The organism is Nocardia asiatica NBRC 100129 (genome assembly GCF_000308415.1).
Taxonomy (GTDB): Bacteria; Actinomycetota; Actinomycetes; order Mycobacteriales; family Mycobacteriaceae; genus Nocardia; species Nocardia asiatica.
In genome coordinates, this window is sequence record NZ_BAFS01000025.1 from 16618 (window position 1) to 33204 (window position 16587).

At 67.9% G+C, this 16587-nt stretch carries 17 protein-coding genes, 1 tRNA gene and 2 pseudogenes; 8 read left to right on the plus strand and 12 right to left on the minus strand.

The genetic code is table 11. The features are described from left to right. Positions 1–90 precede the first annotated feature (90 nt). Complete coding sequence (locus ON27_RS03035) at positions 91–579, plus strand: h domain protein (RefSeq protein WP_306306936.1); 489 nt, start codon at positions 91–93, stop codon at positions 577–579. Between the two features lie 17 nt (positions 580–596). On the opposite strand, the gene ON27_RS03040 is transcribed toward ON27_RS03035, so the two are convergent. From ON27_RS03040 to ON27_RS43820, 4 genes are all read right to left on the minus strand, one after another. Further along, complete coding sequence (locus tag ON27_RS03040) at positions 597–2060, minus strand: sensor histidine kinase (protein WP_051046162.1); 1464 nt, start codon at positions 2058–2060, stop codon at positions 597–599. After that, positions 2057–2788, minus strand: a complete 732-nt coding sequence (locus ON27_RS03045) for a response regulator transcription factor (protein ID WP_043718992.1) — start codon at positions 2786–2788, stop codon at positions 2057–2059. Before ON27_RS03045 ends, ON27_RS03040 begins: the two co-directional genes overlap by 4 nt. Positions 2789–2858: 70 nt before the next feature. After that, a complete protein-coding gene (locus tag ON27_RS03050; RefSeq protein WP_043718994.1) occupies positions 2859–4409 on the minus strand; it encodes an alpha,alpha-trehalose-phosphate synthase (UDP-forming) in 1551 nt (516 codons plus the stop codon). Between the two features lie 84 nt (positions 4410–4493). Continuing rightward, positions 4494–4664: a hypothetical protein gene (locus ON27_RS43820; protein ID WP_169334155.1), complete on the minus strand. Its 171-nt coding sequence runs from the start codon at positions 4662–4664 to the stop codon at positions 4494–4496. A gap of 188 nt (positions 4665–4852) precedes the next feature. Between ON27_RS43820 and ON27_RS03055 the strand changes: the two genes are divergently transcribed. The 3 genes from ON27_RS03055 (at position 4853) to ON27_RS03065 (ending at position 6409) form a co-directional block, all read left to right on the plus strand. Beyond that, positions 4853–5671, plus strand: a complete 819-nt coding sequence (locus ON27_RS03055; RefSeq protein WP_043718966.1) for an alpha/beta fold hydrolase — start codon at positions 4853–4855, stop codon at positions 5669–5671. 168 nt (positions 5672–5839) lie between these two features. Then, complete coding sequence (locus tag ON27_RS03060; RefSeq protein WP_011207082.1) at positions 5840–6082, plus strand: MbtH family protein; 243 nt, start codon at positions 5840–5842, stop codon at positions 6080–6082. Between the two features lie 255 nt (positions 6083–6337). Further along, positions 6338–6409: transfer RNA gene (locus ON27_RS03065), tRNA-Thr, on the plus strand. Positions 6410–6660: 251 nt separating this feature from the next. Here the strand turns inward: ON27_RS03065 and ON27_RS42670 are convergent. Further along, positions 6661–6825: a hypothetical protein gene (locus ON27_RS42670; protein ID WP_157227073.1), complete on the minus strand. Its 165-nt coding sequence runs from the start codon at positions 6823–6825 to the stop codon at positions 6661–6663. 188 nt (positions 6826–7013) lie between these two features. On the opposite strand from ON27_RS42670, the gene ON27_RS03070 reads away from it, so the two are divergent. Together ON27_RS03070 and ON27_RS03075 are read left to right on the plus strand one after the other, a co-directional pair. Next, a complete protein-coding gene (locus tag ON27_RS03070; RefSeq protein ID WP_043718968.1) occupies positions 7014–7757 on the plus strand; it encodes a helix-turn-helix transcriptional regulator in 744 nt (247 codons plus the stop codon). A gap of 890 nt (positions 7758–8647) precedes the next feature. After that, positions 8648–9769 carry an alpha/beta hydrolase gene (locus ON27_RS03075; protein WP_051046163.1) on the plus strand — a complete coding sequence of 374 codons (1122 nt, stop codon included), beginning with the start codon at positions 8648–8650 and terminating at the stop codon, positions 9767–9769. Positions 9770–9805: 36 nt separating this feature from the next. Here ON27_RS03075 and ON27_RS03080 read toward each other — a convergent pair whose 3' ends face one another. From ON27_RS03080 to ON27_RS45725, 4 genes and pseudogenes are all read right to left on the minus strand, one after another. Next, complete coding sequence (locus ON27_RS03080) at positions 9806–10366, minus strand: TetR/AcrR family transcriptional regulator (RefSeq protein ID WP_043718971.1); 561 nt, start codon at positions 10364–10366, stop codon at positions 9806–9808. A 127-nt stretch (positions 10367–10493) separates the two neighbouring features. Then, positions 10494–10760, minus strand: a pseudogene (locus ON27_RS45720) (ATP-binding protein); the annotation flags it as partial. Between the two features lie 150 nt (positions 10761–10910). Continuing rightward, positions 10911–11042 (minus strand): hypothetical protein, encoded by a 132-nt coding sequence (locus tag ON27_RS45335; RefSeq protein WP_280411030.1) that lies wholly within the window; start codon positions 11040–11042, stop codon positions 10911–10913. A 21-nt stretch (positions 11043–11063) separates the two neighbouring features. Continuing rightward, a pseudogene (locus ON27_RS45725) lies at positions 11064–11375 on the minus strand (Mu transposase domain-containing protein); the annotation flags it as partial. A 279-nt stretch (positions 11376–11654) separates the two neighbouring features. Here ON27_RS45725 and ON27_RS41070 point away from each other — a divergent pair. Beyond that, positions 11655–13367 (plus strand): glycoside hydrolase domain-containing protein, encoded by a 1713-nt coding sequence (locus ON27_RS41070; RefSeq protein ID WP_083887350.1) that lies wholly within the window; start codon positions 11655–11657, stop codon positions 13365–13367. Positions 13368–13427: 60 nt separating this feature from the next. Here ON27_RS41070 and ON27_RS03105 read toward each other — a convergent pair whose 3' ends face one another. Next, the gene (locus ON27_RS03105) at positions 13428–13853 is read right to left on the minus strand and encodes an HIT family protein (protein WP_043718978.1); all 426 of its coding nucleotides are present in this window, start codon (positions 13851–13853) and stop codon (positions 13428–13430) included. Between the two features lie 50 nt (positions 13854–13903). Beyond that, positions 13904–14281, minus strand: a complete 378-nt coding sequence (locus ON27_RS03110; RefSeq protein ID WP_043718981.1) for a PH domain-containing protein — start codon at positions 14279–14281, stop codon at positions 13904–13906. A 167-nt stretch (positions 14282–14448) separates the two neighbouring features. On the opposite strand from ON27_RS03110, the gene purD reads away from it, so the two are divergent. After that, positions 14449–15720: a phosphoribosylamine--glycine ligase gene (gene purD / locus ON27_RS03115; RefSeq protein WP_043718984.1), complete on the plus strand. Its 1272-nt coding sequence runs from the start codon at positions 14449–14451 to the stop codon at positions 15718–15720. Between the two features lie 189 nt (positions 15721–15909). Here purD and ON27_RS03120 read toward each other — a convergent pair. Then, positions 15910–16587 (minus strand): M23 family metallopeptidase (locus ON27_RS03120; protein ID WP_051046165.1); only part of this gene is annotated, 678 nt, incomplete at its 5' end.

The following is a 16587-nucleotide window of genomic DNA, read 5'->3' on the forward strand; positions in this document are numbered from 1 at the left end:
CCGGAGGGGGCAGAGCATGAACGGTCAGGCCTGGAGGCGGCAGCGGAGCGTGACCACGGAAGGCCCCGTTCGTGCCGGAGAGGAGACAGCGTGAACGGAATTCGAGGCAAGATCCTGCTCGCGCTGCTCGGGGTCGTGGTCGCCGCGGCAGCGGTGATCGGCGGTGTCAACGGTTACCGCTACTGGGACGCGCGGCAGGCCGAGCAGTCGCGCAAGGACGCGGTCGCGACCGCGGGGCGCACCGTCGAAGCAATGTTCACCTACACCCCGCAGACCGTGGACACCGAGCTGCCCAAGTCCGCCGACAACCTCACCGGCGACTTCCGCGCGGACTACCTGACGCTGATCGAGAAGCAGATCGCGCCGGGCGCCAAAGAGAAACAGCTCACCGTCACCGCTACCACCCAGGCGGGCGGCGTCATCTCCGCCGATCGTTCGCGCGCGCAGGTGCTGCTGTTCCTCAACCAGGTGATGACGAGCAAGGACACCCCGCAGGGCACCACCACCGGCAGCCGCGTGCGCGTCGCCTTGACCAAGTCGGACTCGCGCTGGCTGGTGGAGTCGGTCACGCCGGTCTGAGCGGACTGGCGGAGACGCTAGGACTTCGTGGACGGGCTGCGCGGCAGCCGCACCGTGAACGTCGTCCCGGCCTCGGTCGAGCTGCGCACGCCGACCTCGCCGCCGTGCGCGGTGACCAGTGCCTGCACGATGGACAAACCGAGTCCGGTGCCGCCGCTGGTTCGCGCGCGGGAAGTGTCGGCGCGATAGAACCGCTCGAAGACGCGTTCGGCGTCTTCCGGCGGCAGTCCCGGTCCGGTGTCGGCCACTTCCAGCAGGACGTGTTCGGGGCCGGGGGTCAGTCGCACCGTCACTTTCGCGTCGGGCGCGGTGTGCGTGACGGCGTTGTTCAGCAGATTGCCCAGGACTTGGCGCAGCCGTGCCTCGTCGCCGCTCACCTCGAGCGTGCCCTCGCCCGGCTCGATGTTCAGCTCGACGGTGCGGACGGGGCCGTCGGCGTGCCCGGCGGCGATCACGGCCCGCGCGTTGTGCACCGCGTCGCTGGCGACGGCGAGGAGGTCCACCGGGCCCAGCTCCAGCGGGCGCTGGGCGTCCAGCCGCGCGAGCATCAGCAGGTCTTCCACCAGCACGCCCATCCGCTGGGCTTCGTGCTCGATGCGGTCCATGAACGTGGCGGGATCGTCCGTGGCACCCTGGCGATACAGTTCGGCGAACCCGCGAATCGTCGTCAACGGGGTGCGCAGTTCGTGACTGGCGTCGGCGATGAAACGACGCATGCGCTCCTCGGACCGGCGGGCCGCCTCCTCGGACGCGGCGGTCGTGGTGAACGCGCGCTGGATCTGCGCCAGCATCCCGTTCAGTGACCTGGACAGCCGGTCCACCTCGGTGTTCGTGCCGCGTACCGGCACTCGGCGGTGCAGGTCGCCGCGGGCGATGGCCGCGGCGGTGCTCTCCACCCGGCGCAGCGGCCGCAGGCTGCGCCGCACCACGAAGTACGCGATCACCGCCAGCACAGCCAGCACGATCGCTCCGACGACCAACTCCAGCATCACCAGCCGCTGCACGGTGTCGGTGTTCTGGGTGAGCGGCAGCGCCACCGTGGTGGTGCCGTCCGGCGTGCGCACGGTCAGCGCGCGCCACTGGACCGGTCCTCCGCCCACGGAGCCGACAGTGTACGGACCGGATCGCGGTGTGGACGGAATATCGGGTTCGGCGTCGGCTCCGAATGCGCGGAGGAAGAACGTGCGCCCCTCGGTGCGAACCGAGCGCACGTAGAACTGGCTCGGGGCGTGGCGCGGGTCGGGCGGCAGCAACGGCGGCGGCGGTCCGCGCCGCGACCATTCCATCGCGCCCTGGCGCAACTGCTGGTCGGTGCGATCGGTCAATTGCTGTTCCAGGGCCGAGGTGACCACCATGCCGGAGACGAGCAGGCCGAGCCCGGCGGTGAGCACCAGCAGGGCCATCAGCGTCACCCGCAGCGGGACCGCGGACAGCAGGCCGGAGACCTTCGCGCGGGCCGTGACGAGCCGGCTCGGGCTCATGAACCGCTCTTGCGGTGCGGCGCGCGCATCACGTAGCCGACGCCGCGCAGCGTGTGGATCAGCCGGGTGTCCCCGGTGTCCACCTTCTTGCGCAGGTAGGAGACGTAGGTCTCCACCACGCCCACCTCGCCGCCGAAGTCGTAGCGCCACACGTGGTCGAGGATGCGCGGCTTGCTCAGCACGGTGCCCGCGTTGACCATGAAGTAGCGCAGCAGCGTGAACTCGGTAGGCGACAGCGCGACCGGCTCGCCCGCCTTCCACACCTCGTGGGTGTCGTCGTCGAGCTCGATGTCCTCGAAGCGCAGACGCGAACTCTCCCGCTGCACCGGCGCGTGACCCGCACGCCGCAGGATGACCCGTAGCCGGGCCACCACTTCTTCCAAGCTGAACGGCTTCGTGACATAGTCGTCGGCCCCGAGGGTGAGGCCGGTGATCTTGTCCTGCACGTCGTCGCGCGCGGTCAGGAACAGCACCGGCGCGTCGACCCCGTCGGCGCGCAACCGGCGCAGCAGGCCGAAGCCGTCCATGCCGGGCATCATCACGTCCACGATGAGGGCCTGGGGACGGAAGCTGCGCGCCTTGTCCAGCGCCTGGGCGCCGTCGGCCGCGCTGTCCACCTCGAAGCCCTGGTAGCGCAGGCTCACCGCGAGCAGTTCGACGATCATCGGCTCGTCGTCCACCACCAGGACCTTGGCTTCGGGCGTCTGCTGCAGGGACCCACCACTCATGGCTTCATGGTCCGGCATCCGCCTGCGAAGTTCCTGGACCGAAGCTGGGTGGTTCCTGTGAACGGGCGATTCAGCGTGGGTCGCGGTCCTCGGGGTAGACGTCGTCGTCGGTCAGCAGCGCGCTGCCCGCGACCTGGTCCTGCGCCAAGGCGTCGAGGAAAGCGCGGGCCCAGCGATCCACGTCGTGGGCCAGCACCTGCCTGCGCAGCGAGCGCATCCGCCTGCGCTTGACGTCGCGCTCGTCCTCCAGCGCGGCGACGATGGCGTCCTTCACGTCGTCGAGGTCGTGCGGGTTGCACAGGTACGCCTGCCGCAGCTCGGCCGCGGCGCCGGTGAACTCGCTCAGCACCAAGGCGCCGTTGAGCCCGCTGTGACAGGCGACGTACTCCTTGGCCACCAGGTTCATGCCGTCGCGCAGCGGCGTCACCAGCATGACGTCGGCGGCGACGAAGAACGCGATCAGCTCGTCGCGCGGGATCGGGCGGTGCAGGTAGTGCACCACCGGGTAGCCGACCCGCGCGAACTCGCCGTTGATCCGGCCGACCTGGCGTTCGATGTCGCCGCGCATCTGGATGTAGCTCTCGACGCGCTCACGGCTCGGGGTGGCCAGCTGGATCATGACGGTGTCGGTGGGGTCGACCCGGCCCTCGATCAGCAATTCCTCCAGCGCGTTGAGCCGGATGTCGATGCCCTTGGTGTAGTCCAGCCGGTCCACGCCGAGCAGGATGGTCTTCGGGTTGCCCAGTTCGGCGCGGATCTTCGCGGCGCGTTCGCGCACCGACCTGCGCCTGGAGTGCTCGTCCATCTCTGCGGAGGCGATGGAGATCGGGAACGCGCCGACCCGCACCGTGCGGAAGCCGACCTGGACGACGCCGAGCTTGGAGCGCACGCCGACCGAGCCGCGCGAAGTCGGCTGGCCGGCCAGCCTGCGCGCCAGGTAGAGGAAGTTCTGCGCGCCGCCGGGCAGGTGGAAGCCGATGAGGTCGGCGCCGAGCAGGCCCTCCACGATCTCGGTGCGCCACGGCATCTGCATGAACAGCTCGACCGGCGGGAACGGGATGTGCAGGAAGAACCCGATGGTCAAGTCCGGGCGCAGCATGCGCAGCATCTTCGGCACGAGTTGCAGCTGGTAGTCCTGCACCCACACGGTCGCGCCCTCGGCGGCGACCTTGGCGGTGGCCTCGGCGAAGCGCCGGTTCACGGTGACGTACGCGCTCCACCACTTGCGGTCGTAGACCGGCCGCACGATCACGTCGTGGTAGAGCGGCCACAGGGTGCCGTTGGAGAAGCCCTCGTAGTAGTCGGCCACCTCTTGCGCCGACAGCGGGACCGGATGCAGTTCGAGGCCGTCCTCGATGATGGGGTCGACGTCCACGTCCGGGACGCCCGCCCAGCCGACCCAGCCGCCCTTGTTGTTGCGTAGGACCGATTCCAGGGCGGTCACCAGACCGCCGGGGCTGCGCTTCCACCTGGTGCTGCCGTCGGGCAGGCGTTCGAGGTCGACCGGGAGCCGATTGGCGACGACGACGAAACCGGAGCCCGCGCCGGAGCCGGTGGTTTCCGCCGCGGTGCCGGCAGTCGAGGTTTCTCTGGCGTGCTCGGAGTCGTCGGACGGGTTCATCTGGTCCACTCACGCATCCTTTGCGCGTCGCTGTATCCCGCTGGAGTTGTGTAGTCGACGTCGCCGTTGGCGTCGAGAACGAGGTTATTCGCCTCGAGCGTTCGGTCCAATACCCAGCATGGACAACAACATCCGGCATTCATCGGCGTCCTCGGCGTAAGCCGCGACCACCCGTTGCGCCTGACGCGCGGTTTCGTCGGCGAGCGGTTCCAGATCGTCGTCCGCAATGTCGTTCGCGCTGCCCTTCGCGGCCATCGTCAAGTCCTCCCGGCTTTGTGCGCTCTTACCCTGCGAAAAGTCAATGGTATGCGACGCTGGAAGGTGCGCCCGCCGGGGCGTTGGCCGAAGCGTGGCACGCGCCACCAGGGCACCCCGGTCGGTGCGTCGGCCCCTGCGGTCCCTATACCGTGGGGGAGCAGCACCAACTCCACGAAAGGGTCGACATGCCGCTGGCCACGGTGAACGGGATTTCCCTCAACTACCAGGTGAAGGGTGACCGCGCCAAGGGCTCCGCGCCGCTCGTCGTCATGATCATGGGCACCGGCAGTCCCGGCCGGGTGTGGGACCTGCACCAGGTTCCCGCTCTGGTCGCGGCCGGTTACCGGGTGTGCACATTCGACAACCGCGGGATCGCCCCGTCCTTCGAGGCGGCCTCCGGCATGACCATCGACGAGCTGGTCGCCGACACCGCCGCCCTGATCGAGGTCCTGGACGAGGGCCCCGCGCTGGTGGTGGGCACCTCGATGGGGGCGCGCGTGGCGCAGGAGCTGGCGCTGGCCCGCCCCGAGCTGGTGCGCAAGGCGGTGTTCATGGCCGGGCACGGGCGGCTCGACCAGTTCCAGAAGACCCTGTCGCTCGGCGAGCACGAACTCGACGCCGCCGGGGTGAAGCTGCCGCCGAAATACGAGGCGGCGATCACCGCGGTCATGAACCTCTCGCCCGCGACCATGGCCGAGCCGAACGCCGCGCGCGACTGGCTCGACCTGTTCGAGTTCACCGGCGGGCCGGTCCCGCCCGGCATCCGGGCGCAGCGGCGGATGGACCACGATTTCGATCGGGTCCAGGCCTACCGGGCGATCCGGGTGCCCTGCCTGTCGATCGGTTTCGCCGACGACCGGATGATTCCGCCGTACCTGTCCAGGGAGATCGCCGAGGTGATCCCGGGCGCGCGGTATCAGGAGGTACCGGACGCCGGGCATTTCGGATATTTGGAACGGCCGGAGGCGGTCAACAAAATTCTCCTCGACTTCTTCGCGGCGTGATTGCGCGTCGGCGAGGCGACAGCATAGGTAACCGCCCAGGCGTAACGTCTTGCTTGCTAGTGTCGAAACAACGCTCGGGTTCTCTCGGCGCCAGGGGTTGGCAGCAACCCGGCACCGTGTGAATCAGGAGCGATCCCGTACATAGCGCCAGTATCCAGTGAGGTGAAATTGAGCACCAACCCCTTCGATGATGAAGACGGCCGCTTCTTCGTCCTGGTCAACGACGAGGAACAGCATTCCCTGTGGCCGGCCTTCGCAGAGGTTCCAGCCGGATGGCGAGTCGTGTTCGGTGAGGACAGCCGCGCCGCCTGTGTCGAGTACGTGGAGAAGAACTGGACCGACATGCGTCCGAAGAGCCTGCGCGACGCCATGGCCGCCGACGATGCGGCCCGTCAGGGCGCCCAGTCCTGATCGGTCCGCCGAGTGCCGCGCTCCCGGCGCGGCGGGTTCGTGGTTCCGTCGTGTCTCGCGTCCGAGCGACCGCCGCTGACGACTTCGTCGTGGGCGGGCCGGTCGTTCGGGCCTGAGCGGGCCGCGAACGAGCAACGCTCGATCTCGCTTCACTCGAAAGCGGTTGTCCGGCCGGTACGGTCGCGTTCGTCGCCGAACGCGAATTCCGTTTGTCACACAGACGCCGCGCCCGGTTATGATGACAACCGCTTTCCCGCCTCCTTAGCTCAGTGGTAGAGCACTCGCCTTGTAAGCGAGCGGTCGTCAGTTCAATCCTGACAGGGGGCTCTTTCCCAGCCGCTGCGCGTCTGAAGCTCAGTGGTAGAGGCCGTGCCGAGCACGGGTGAAGTCACCCGTGGCGCCTCGTGGTCGTGGCCTCTTTTCCCGCGCCGCGCTCACGGAGGTAGCGCTCGGCCACCAGCTTCCGCGGCACGGCGGGGCGCAACTCGCGTGCAACTTCATCAGCCCTCGCGCGTGCTCATCATCGACGGGCATGTTGCCGTCTTCGCAATAGTCCTCCACCCAGGAGCGCCGCTTCGTCATCGCTGCTCGTCCTCCAGCCGCGCAAAGATCTCACGCGCAGGAACCGACTCGTCCGGCTCGCCGCCGAGGTCGATCAACCAGGGCAGCACCCAAAAGACGAGTATCAGCAGTCCGGTGACGGCGGCCATGACGATGAGGATGACCGTGAGGTCTGTGGGCATTCTGGTTACCTCTTCGCGTGTTGTGGTGTGGTTGGTCTGCGCCCGGCGTCGAGGAGGTCGGGTCTCGACCCGACGCCGGGGCCACGTTCAGAGTCGGCTGTCAGGCCGTGTCCGCGCGATGACGTAACCGGTGTCAACGCGCCTCTATTCGGGGCGACATTTAGGCGTCAAAGGGCTACGGTGGCGACATGGCTTCCGCACCTAATACGGCACTCCGCGCGGCCCGGAACGCGCGTCTGATGAGTCAGGACGACCTAGCTCGGGCGCTCCGGGAAGCCGGGTGCGCCAGCGCCACCAAACGCCTTGTGCAGCGGTGGGAATCAGGACTCACCACCAATCCCCGGCCGTCGCACGCGCGAGCCCTGGAGAAAGTGATGCGGCTGCCGATCGAGTCGTTGGGATTCGGTGCCGTGATGGCCGGCCGAAGTCTTTCGGGCGGCGCGGACGGCACCGAGGTCGACTCCGCTATCGGCGAAGTCGCGTCCGAGCAGTTCGCCACCGCGCGGCGCCCGAGGACGCCGGGCAATTACTCGGGAATCTGGCTGTCCCGCTACGAGTACTACTCGTCCGGGCGAGATGCGACGTTCACGGCCGCGCACCATGTCGTGGTGTTGCAGCACGACAGCCGCCTGACCGTGCGCTCCTTGCCGAACTCCGCGCGGTCCGCCATGGAGATGGACCTGACCGTTGACGGGCACGTTGCTACGGGCACCTGGCGCGAGCACACCGCCCAGGACGGCTACTACCGTGGCGCCTACTACCACGGGGCTATCCAACTGCTTATCGAGCTGACCGGTGCCCGTATGGCCGGGAAGTGGGTCGGATTCGGCAAAAGTTTCGAAATCAATTCCGGTCCGTGGGAATTGGTGTTGCAGGACCCGTCGACTTCCAAGGCCGCCATCGACGCCTACGACCGCCCGCCGGACGCTTGAGGGATGTCACGGCGTCGCGGTGTGGTCGTGACTCGGTTGGCCTCTACCGGAGCGCGTACGACGCGTACGCGAGCTGCTCCGCATGGTGCTCGATGACCCGCCACAAGCACTACATAGGCGGTGGCGGAGCGGGTGAGAACTCCCCGCCCGCCGTAGCGGGTGAGCACCCGCGCAATCCGTACTACGCCGATCTCGTGGCCAAAGCGCACCGTCAATGGGCGGTCGCGGTCGCCGAGAATCTGGTCTGGCTGGCCGGTCGGCCGCACTCACTGCACACGGTCAACGAGTGCTGGATCGACATCGGTCTGGCATTGTGCCTGCGCTACAGCAATACCGCCGGCAGGTTTGCGGCCCGGTTCGCCCACCTCGAGGTGTCACCGATCACTGGACCGCTGAGCCCCACACTACGGGAACACGATTCGGGCTCTGCGGCGCAGCAGGCCTCGGACTTTTCACCGTCAGACTCGGCGGCGGGCCTCCGGAGCGCTGGGAGTGGACCGACCCCGATGGCCGGCGATGGTGGGGTGATGCTCCCGTCGATGGCTGGCCGAGTGTGCTGGACCCACGCAATCGGCTCGCCACCATCCCGGTGCCGCCGCCATCACAATCGCATTCATGAACGACTTCTCGTGAGGCGTAGCAATCTGGCTCGATTTCGCGTGTCAACTCCGGCCCAACCGTGACCGTCTCTTCCGGCTCAATTGTGACCCACCCGAGTCCGACGGCGTCCGGTGTTGCGGATTACCGCGATTGGGTGGTGAGTTGTCGCCGACGTGGATCCGTGACCCCGCCGACTTCTTGACTGGTGTCCAAGAAGCCTTTACTGTAGCCCCGACCTGCTTCTTGGATGGCGTCCAAGAAGAACGGTGGTGAAGCGGAGGACGCGAGTCATGGAAATCAGTGGGCCGGCCGATCGGCGCGAGGCGGTAGCGGTGCGGCGGCGTGAGGTCTCGTTCCCCTCTGGCCGAGACGAGTGCGCGGCCTGGCTGTACACCGCGCCTGACCGCAACGGCCCGCGCCCGATGGTGATCATGGGGCACGGGCTCGGGGCGGTGCGGGAGATGCGCCTGGATGCCTACGCGGAACGGTTCGCCGACGTGGGGTGGTCGGTGCTGGTGTTCGACTACCGCCACCTCGGGGCCAGCGGCGGAGCGCCGCGCCAGCTCCTCGATATCGGACGGCAACGCGCCGATTGGCATGCCGCCCTGGCCTTCGTACGCACACTTCCGGAGGTCGATGTCGACCGGATCGCGCTGTGGGGCAGCTCTTTCGGCGGCGGACATGTCCTTCAGGTCGCGTCCGAAGACACTCGAATCGCGGCGGTCGTGGCCCAGTGCCCCTTCACCGACGGACCGGCGTCGTTGCGCTCGCGTATCCGGACCGGCCCGCTGAGCGTGGTAGCGCTGACAGTGGCAGGCATCCTCGACACGGTCGGTTCCTGGTTCGGCGCGAAGCCGATCCTGGTGCCGATGGCGGGGACGGCTTGGATGCCCGCGTTCGTGGCCTCACCCGACGCCCTCGCCGGCGCTTCCGCCCTCCTGCCTGCGGGGACCCGGCTCTCGCGGCGCACCAGCACGTTGTTGAAACGGCTGCCGTCGGTGCGGGCTCAGGTGTCGAGGAACATCGAGCTGACCGAGATCGACGCAGGGGAAGAACCCGTGACCGGTGTCGGTCGCGACAGCATGTGGGGTGTATTGCGCGGCCCAGACGGTGAATTCGATGCTGCCAACGCCCTGGCCGCACGGCTGGTGCTGCACCTTCCGCGCGATCGGCCCGGTCGCGCGCTGGCTCGCTTCAGCACTCCGACGCTGCTGTGTGTCTGCGACAACGACGCGGCCGCGCCCGCGAAGACCACGAAGCGTCGCGCGCAGGGCCTGGCACACGTGCACGTCCAGAACTACCCGTGCGACCACTTCGGCATCTACCTGGGCGAGCACTTCGACCGCGCCGTGCGTGACCAACTCGATTTCCTGGCTACACAATTCGATAACACCGCACACAACACGCAGTAGGTCACCCCTGGCTCGTGGACGTGCGCAGAGCAGGCGCTAGTCGGCGGCTGCGGCAAGACTGCGAGCGCTGTTCAGCAACGTCTCGATCACCGCGCGCCGCTGGGCCTGCTCGCTCGGATGCGTCAGCAAGCCCTCGACAACGAAAACGCCGATCGCGACCAGCGGATCGACATCGTGTGCGGGCACGCCGAACTCGATCAGCTCTGCCCGGAACAATCCCTCGGCCAGCGCGTGGAACTGCTCGTGCCATTCGTGAATGGCTGCGGACTTCTCGGCGCGCATGTGCACCGTACTCACCAACCGCCCCAGTTGTTCCAATTCCTCGACCAGCCACAACAGCCGATCGGACAGCCCCGAGTCCAGCATTTCGCTGTAGGAGGCCATCGAGTCGGCCAGGACCGCGTCCAGGACCGCGATCAATACCGCGTCCTTGTCCTGGAAGTACCAGTACAGCGTGTTCGACACGACTCCGGCGTCGCGGGCGATCCGCGTCATCGACGCCGCGTCGTAACCCTGCTCGACGAACAACCGCCGAGCAGCCACCACGATCTCCGCGCGCTTCTCTTCCCGATCCTGCGGACGTCTGTTGCGAGGCATCTCCAGTCCTGACCTAGTGCCAGCCCCGATGCTATCTTGACCAGCCCCCAAGAACGGCCCCGGCAGGGCACTGTCGGGCAGGTGGTCCGATGAACCTCCTCACATGCCGCATATCGCGCGTTCGGGGTCAGGCGTTGGGCTTGGCGGCGGGGACGCGGCCGAGGTCGCGGTCCTTGAGCCGGTAACTGTCGCCTTTGAGGGAGATGACCTCGGCGTGGTGGACCAGCCTGTCGATCATGGCCGCGGCGACGACGTCGTCACCGAATACTTCTCCCCAGCGGCTGAACGGCTTGTTGCTCGTCACGATCGAACTTGCCCGTTCATACCGGGACGAGACCAGCTGGAAGAACAGGTTCGCGGCCTCGGATTCGAACGGGATATACCCCACGCGGCGAGGAACTCCTCGTGGCTCCAGTTCTCGGTGCCGGCCGTTCGGCGAGCCGGTCGACAGCACCGGCCAATGTCGGGGCTTTGAGAGCCCCCGCCAGATAAGCGATCTCGGAGCCGACGTTGCGGGCACCGTTGGTGGAGGTTTTGGTGACCATCAGGCGATCCCTTCGCTGTCGACGTTGAGCAACCGGTCATAGGTGGACAGATCGCGATGCTCGACACCGGTATCGAGCACGGGCACCGAGGCCAGGTGCCGGGACCGCCGCAGGTCTTTCGCCGCGGCCACGTGATCGGGATCGCTGAGTGTCTGATGCGCAGCCCAGCATCGGTGGTGGCGCCCGACTTCGGAGCCACCGCAGGTGATCACGACCTCGTTCAGGCCGGCACGGACGTCGACCTTGCGGCCGATTACCGCCGTGCGCCCGGCTGGTTTCCGCTCCCCGCTTGGGTGGTATCCGGCTCGTCGGGCTCGGCCGCGCGAGCAGCAGTTGTCGCCGCTGTCCGTGAATAGTGCGGCGGAGGCTGCCCGATTCGAATTCGCCTGAAGGCGTGGAACGATTTGCCATCCAGTTCCGGCCGAAATTGCTGAATGAAGCGGCCGACCAGTATTACGGACGATAGCGAACGATCAGCAGTTCTGATTACCGACTGACTAGCATGTTTTCGGCTAAGAGTCTGTTCTTGGTCTGGTGTGCGCAAACAGGTTTCGCGATGCACCTGGTCAGGTCACGCGCAAACACCGGATGGGCTACGAATGGAACATACTGGCATACTTCGCGCATATTCGGGAAAATGAACGGTGTCGGGATCTTCATCTGCCGAAAGTTGCTGAGATGTACGAATACAACGCGTCGCCGACGAACGATACGCGGGATCGTACGATTCAGGGGGTTGTGTGATGACTGAGCTGATCGACTTCTCCGCCGCGCTCATCGAGCCGCAAGCGATCAAGGACGCCGGATACGCGGGCGTCATAGGCTACTTCAGCGATTCCCGTCCGGGCACGAATTTCGGTGCGAAGCCGCTGCGGCGGGAGTACTGCGACAGATTGCGCGCCGTCGGGCTGGAAATAGTGACCAATTACCAGTACGGCAAGGGCGAGACGTCGGACTGGAAAGGCGGTTACGACGCGGGTGTACATCATGCGCGGATCGCGCTCGATTACCACTTCGCGGCAGGCGGGCCGGGCTTCCGTCCGCTGTATGCGCCCGTGGACGCCAATCCCTCCCTGGCGGAGTGGAATTCGTTGATCGCGCCGTTTCTGCGGGGCTGGGCGTCGGTCGTCGGGTTGGAATGGACCGGCATGTACGGCAATGCCCGATGCATCGAATGGGCACTGGAGGACGGCGTCGCCACCTGGTTCTGGCAGCACAACTGGTCCGGCGACTCCTCGATCAACGGCGACCATCCGGCCGCCCACCTCCACCAGATCCGCATCGACCGCGACCAGGTCGCCGGTGTCGTGGTGGACGTCAACAAAGTTCTCGCCGACGACTACGGCCAGTGGTCGAAGGCCGCTTCGATTCCAGGGGGAGCAGTGCAGAAACCGGAATACGTCGAACTGGACCGGATGGGCTACTCCGCGTCGAGCCGTCACGGCGCACGCGTGGAGAACTTCCTGCTGCACACCCAGGAAGGCAACGGAACGGCCGAGAGCCTGGCCAACTACCTCAACAATCCGGCCAACGGCGTGAGCTACCACTACACCGTCCGCGACCGCGTGGTGGTCGACGTGGTCGACACCGATCTGGCCAGCTGGTCGGTGCTGGACGCGAACCCGTTCACGATCAACCTCTGCTTCGCGGGCAGTCGCGCCGCGTGGAGCCGGACCGAATGGTTGCGCATCCGCGACGACATCCGCATCGCGGCCTGGCTCGCCGTGCAGGACGCACGCAAGTACGGGTTCGACACGCATGTCATCGCGCCGCCTTATCAGCGCCGTCAAGGAATCTCCGACCACAAGTACGTCACCGAGTGTCTCGGCATCGGCACGCACACCGACGTGGGACCGAACTTTCCCTGGGACGTATTCGCCGACGACGTGCGCGCTTTCGCCACCGGTGAGCCGGGTGGTTCGGAGCCGAACGCGATCAACGATTGCGCGGCCGCGAATCCGTGGCTGGGCAACCGGATCACGCAGGGTGAGATCACCACGCCCGACGGTGCGGGCCGCTTCGCCCAATTCGAGCACGGGTACATCTATTGGCACCCGGACACCGGCGCGCACGCCATCCCGGAGACGCTGTGGGGGAAGTTCGAGGCATTGGGCTGGGAGGCCGGTCCGCTCGGCTACCCGATCACCGGTCGCGCCGTCCTGCCCGGGCCGGACGGCCAGCCGGCGGGTGAGGTGCAAGGCTTCCAGGGCGGTGCGCTCTACCGGAGGCAATCGAGTGCCGACGTCTTCTGGGTGCACGGCGCGATCCGCGACCGCTGGAACCGTTCGGGTTACCAGAACGGGCCGCTGGGCTGGCCGACGAGCGACGAGATCCCTTGGGATACCGGCGCCTATCAGGATTACGAGCACGGCCGCATCTTCTGGACGCCGGCCCAGACGCTGGCGACCGTCGCGGTCGGCGGGGTGGATACTCCACTGCGCGACGTGCAGGGCTGACGGAAGAAGACGGAAGGTCCGACCACGCCGTGGCCGGACCTTCCGTCGCGCCGTACGCGGTCAGTCGGGGACGTTGGCGCCGTAGCCCAGGTCGCACAGCGCCTGCTTGATCTTGGCTTGCGCCTCGTCCAAGGATTCGGGGCTGGGGTTCGGGTCGGCGCCGGAGATGTCGAAGTCACCCAGCGAGAAGGCCGGGAACACGTGCAAGTGCAGGTGCGGCACCTCCATGCCCGCGATCAGCAGACCGGCGCGCGGGGCGTCCCATGCCGCGCACACGGCCTGGCCGATCTTCTGGGCGACGGCGGTGAGCCTGGCGAAGGTGTCGCCGTCGACGTCCTGCCAGTGGTCGATCTCCTTGCGGGGCACCACGAGCGTGTGACCGGGGGTGACCGGGGCGATGGTGAGAAACCCGACGAACTCGTCGTCTTCCCAGACGAAACGGCCCGGGATCTGACCGGCGATGATCGCGCTGAAGACAGAAGCCATGTTCCGCAGCGTAGACCGGCCGGTGCGCCGAGGCGCCGGACCGGCTCCCGCTACACCGCGACGAAGTGCGACAGAATGCCCTGGACCTCGTAGATGTCCACCTGCCGGTTGAACCGCTTCAACAGGGGTTCTGCGGTGCCTGCGATCCAGATGGCCAGCTCGGCGTCCAGATCGAAGGTGCCCGCGGTCTCCACCGAGAAATGGGTGATCGCGCGATAGGGAACGCTGTGGTAGCTCACCTTGCGGCCGGTGACGCCCTGCTTGTCGATCAGGATCAGGCGGCGGTTGGTGAACAGCATCGCGTCGCGGACCAGCAAGTACGCGGCGTAGACCTGTTCACCGTTGCCGAGTAGTTTGGCGTACTCCTGTTGCGCCTGCCCCGGATCGATCCGGCCGGCGTTGCCCATCAGTCCGTCGATCAGACCCATTTGTCAGCACTTCCTTCGGTGCTCCAGTGGCAGGAGCGGTCACGCCCCCGCGCATGCCGGAAAGAAAATGGGCCCGGTGCGCCCACATCCGTTGTCCCTATACATCATCCCCTTCGCGCGCACCGGCAGCGGCGAAGACGCCGAACGGCTCGTTTAGGCTGTCTGCCGTGCGTGTACTCGTCATCGGTTCCGGAGCCCGTGAACATGCCCTCGTCCTGGCGCTGCGCCGGGACCCCGCGGTGACGGCGCTCTTCGCCGCTCCCGGCAACGCCGGGATCGCCCAGCACGCGCAGGTGCGGCCGGTCGACCCGTGCGCCGCCGAGGACGTGGTCGCGCTGGCCACCGAGGTGGACGCCGACCTGGTGGTGATCGGTCCCGAGGTGCCGCTGGTGCTCGGCGTCGCCGACGCGGTGCGCGTGGCCGGTATCGCCTGTTTCGGCCCGTCGGCCGCGGCCGCCCGGATCGAGGGCTCCAAGGCCTTCGCCAAGGACGTGATGTCCGCCGCGGGCGTGCGCACCGCGCACAGCGAGGTCGTGGACAACCCGGCCGAGCTGGACGACGCGCTGGACCGCTTCGGCCCCACCTGGGTGGTGAAGGACGACGGCCTGGCCGCGGGCAAGGGCGTGGTGGTGACCGCCGACCGCTCCGCCGCACGTGACCACGGCGCCGAACTGCTCGAGCAGGGCCACCCGGTGCTGCTGGAATCGTTCCTCGACGGGCCCGAAGTGTCGCTGTTCTGCCTGGTGGACGGGGAGACAGTGGTTCCGCTGCTGCCCGCGCAGGACCACAAGCGCGTCGGTGACGGCGACACCGGCCCCAACACCGGCGGCATGGGCGCCTACACGCCGCTGCCCTGGCTGCCCGAGGCGACCGTCACCGCGATCGTGGACGACGTCGTGAAACCCGTTGCCGCCGAACTGGTGCGGCGCGGCAGCGGATTCTCCGGCCTGCTCTACGCCGGGCTGGCGATCGGCGCGGCCGGTCCCGCCGTGGTCGAATTCAATTGCCGTTTCGGCGATCCGGAGACGCAGGCGGTGCTCGCGCTGCTGGACAGCCCGCTCGGCGAGCTGTTGCACGCCACCGCCACCGGCACGCTGGCGCAGGTCGCCCCACCGCGCTGGCGCGACGGCTCGGCGATCACCGTGGTGCTCGCCGCGGAGAACTACCCCGGCCGCCCGCGCGTCGGCGACGCCATCTCGGGGGCGGGCGAGGGCGCGTCCGACGCGCACGCCATGGTCCTGCACGCGGGCACCGCGCAGCGCGAGGACGGCGCCCTGATCTCCGCGGGCGGACGGGTGCTGAACGTGGTCGGCGTCGGGGCCGACCTCGTCGAGGCGCGCACGCGCGCCTACGACCGCATCGCCGCGATCAAACTGCCGGGCAGCCACTACCGCACCGATATCGGCTTGGCCGCCGTCGAAGGTCGCATCGAGATCTGACCGGCGGTTCGGTCGGCGCACGACTCGACGGCCCGGACGGCCGGATCGGGAGCGCTTCGGCGACCGGTCGGCAGCGTCGGCGCGATCCGCTACACCGACACATGGCCGGCTTGGGGTCGCCGCCCTCGGGAGTCGAACCGGTGTGCGGAATCGTCTCCGATGCCGCCGAGCGGCCGCCTGCGTGCCGGCTCAGCCGAACGTGAGTCCGCGCAGCGCCAGCCACTGCTGCGGGTCCACGTGCTGTCCGCCGACGATCACCTCGAAGTGCAGGTGCGGGCCGGTGGAGTCGCCGCGATTGCCCATGCGGGCGATCTGCATGCCCGCGGGCACGCGCTCGCCGACCGAGACGAAGAAGTCGTACATGTGCCCGTAGACGGTGATGCTGCCGTCGTCGTGACGAATGCGTACCCACAGACCGAAGCCCTGCGCCGGTCCCGCGTCGATGACCGTGCCGTCGGCGACCGCGTAGATCGGGGTGCCGAGCGGGCCCGCGATGTCGATGCCGTTGTGGAACGTGCCCCAGCGCGACCCGAAGCCCGAGGTGAAAAGCCCTCGGGTGGGTAGCACGAAGCCCCTGCCGCTCGGCGCGATCGCCCCCGGCTGCACCGGCGCGGTTCCGGTCATCCACGGCTGACGCTCGCCCGCGACGGCGGCGGCCGCCTCGGCCTTGGCGCGTTCGAGCGTCGCGCGGGCGGCCGCCGCGACCACCGCCTGCTCGCGCAGCCGCTCACCGTTGGCGATGGCGTTCAGCAACCGGGTCACCGACGGCGGGGTGTTCTGCATCTGGAGCGGATACGCGACGCCGACGCGCAGGGCGCGATCCGGCGCGGGCGTGCGATCGGTGACCGTCCCGGCGAACGACGCGTC